1 protein-coding gene is annotated in these 757 nt (G+C 57.9%); it reads left to right on the forward strand.

What is annotated here, in order from left to right; all coding sequences use genetic code 11:
* Positions 1–17 precede the first annotated feature (17 nt).
* Positions 18–713, forward strand: coding sequence for an MFS transporter (locus H6A60_RS11985; RefSeq protein ID WP_275114236.1), 696 nt, complete (start codon positions 18–20; stop codon positions 711–713).
* Positions 714–757 lie beyond the last annotated feature (44 nt).

A 757-nucleotide genomic window follows, 5' to 3' on the forward strand; every position in this document is an offset into this window, starting at 1 on the left:
TCGTTACGCTCGCCATGATGACTCGGGCAATACCTCCGAGCTTTACAGCGGCGTCAATCGGCAAGACCGTTCAACAGCCGACCGTATCAAAAACGCCTCTTGAAATGATGCGGTCGCCGACCTTCTTGCCGCTCGGTCTGCTTTTTATGACCTCTGCGACACTCGGACTCATGATGCTCTCCAATGTCGGCGTCATCGCCCGGGAACAGATCGGTCTTTCGCTTGAAGCAGCCGCTGCGAGTATCGCTGTGATTTCTATTGCAAACACGATCGGCCGATTCATCTCGGGAGCTGCATCGGACACCATCGGCCGCCTGCCTGCGCTCGTTTTTTCGCTTCTTTTAGCACTCGGCGGCATCGTGCTCCTCATGAGCGCAGGCACGGGCGACGTGCTCAGTTTTTACGCCGCGCTTGCAGGCATCGGCATCTGCTTCGGCGCCTTCATCGGCATTTATCCCAGCCTCGTTGCCGACGAATACGGACCGAAGCACAACAGCGTGAATTTCTCGATTCTGATGCTCGGCTATTCGGCGGGCGGCCTAATCGGCCCGCTGCTGATGACAACAGCCGGCGCCTCAGGCTCCTTCAGCTCTGTCTACATTGGCGGCCTCGTTCTCTGCGCGCTCGGACTCACGTTTGCAGCTGTCTACCGATTCATTAGAAGCACAACCGCCGCGAAGACCGTCTCAGCAGACGGACGGCTCGCGTCCTGATCTTGTGCACCAGAGAACATTCGCTCAAGCGCCCCTCGTATTTC

This window comes from Sutterella massiliensis, from assembly GCF_016899755.1.
GTDB lineage: Bacteria > Pseudomonadota > Gammaproteobacteria > Burkholderiales > Burkholderiaceae_F > Sutterella > Sutterella massiliensis.